The sequence below is a fragment of the Fructobacillus sp. ChS1-6f1-1-27 genome, from assembly GCF_059579415.1.
Genome location: NZ_JCAOER010000027.1, coordinates 1 through 842, shown reverse-complemented (window position 1 = coordinate 842; position 842 = coordinate 1). Strand labels below are relative to the sequence as shown.

The following is an 842-nucleotide window of genomic DNA, read 5'->3' as shown; positions in this document are numbered from 1 at the left end:
AAACCAGGGTGGTATTTCAAGGATGGCTCCCTACGATCTGGCGACCGTAATTCAACGCCTCCCACCTATCCTACACAGGCCGGTTCACAATTCAATGTAAAGCTACAGTAAAGGTTCATGGGGTCTTTCCGTCTAGCCGCGGGGAGATTGCATCATCACAAACACTTCAACTTCGCTGAGTCTCAGGAGGAGACAGTGTGGCCATCGTTACGCCATTCGTGCAGGTCGGAACTTACCCGACAAGGAATTTCGCTACCTTAGGACCGTTATAGTTACGGCCGCCGTTTACTGGGGCTTCGATCAAGAGCTTGCACCCCATCACTTAACCTTCCAGCACCGGGCAGGCGTCACACCCTATACGTCCACTTTCGTGTTAGCAGAGTGCTGTGTTTTTAATAAACAGTCGCAGCCACCGATTCTCTGCGGCCCATTCGCGCTTTAACACGCTACTAGGGCATACCTTCTCCCGAAGTTACGGTATTAATTTGCCGAGTTCCTTCTCCTGAGTTCTCTCAAGCGCCTTGGAATATTCATCCCGTCCACCTGTGTCGGTTTGCGGTACGGTCATTGTTAAACTGAAGCTTAGAGGCTTTTCCTGGGACCACTTCCTATGACTTCACGAATAAATTCGCTTCGCACCAATACCTTGAATTACGCGGCCGGATTTACCTAACCACCTTCTCAGTACCAGTCACGGGTACAACCAATCACCCGCTCACATTTCGCAATCCGTCCCCCCATCGCATTTAACAACGGTGTTGGAATATTAACCAACTTCCCATCAGCTACGCATCTCTGCCTCGCCTTAGGGGCCGACTCACCCTGCGCCGATGAACGTTGCG

1 rRNA gene is annotated in these 842 nt (G+C 51.3%); it reads right to left on the bottom strand.

The features are described from left to right. Window positions 1-842 (bottom strand): 23S ribosomal RNA (locus AC5162_RS06420); the annotation flags it as partial.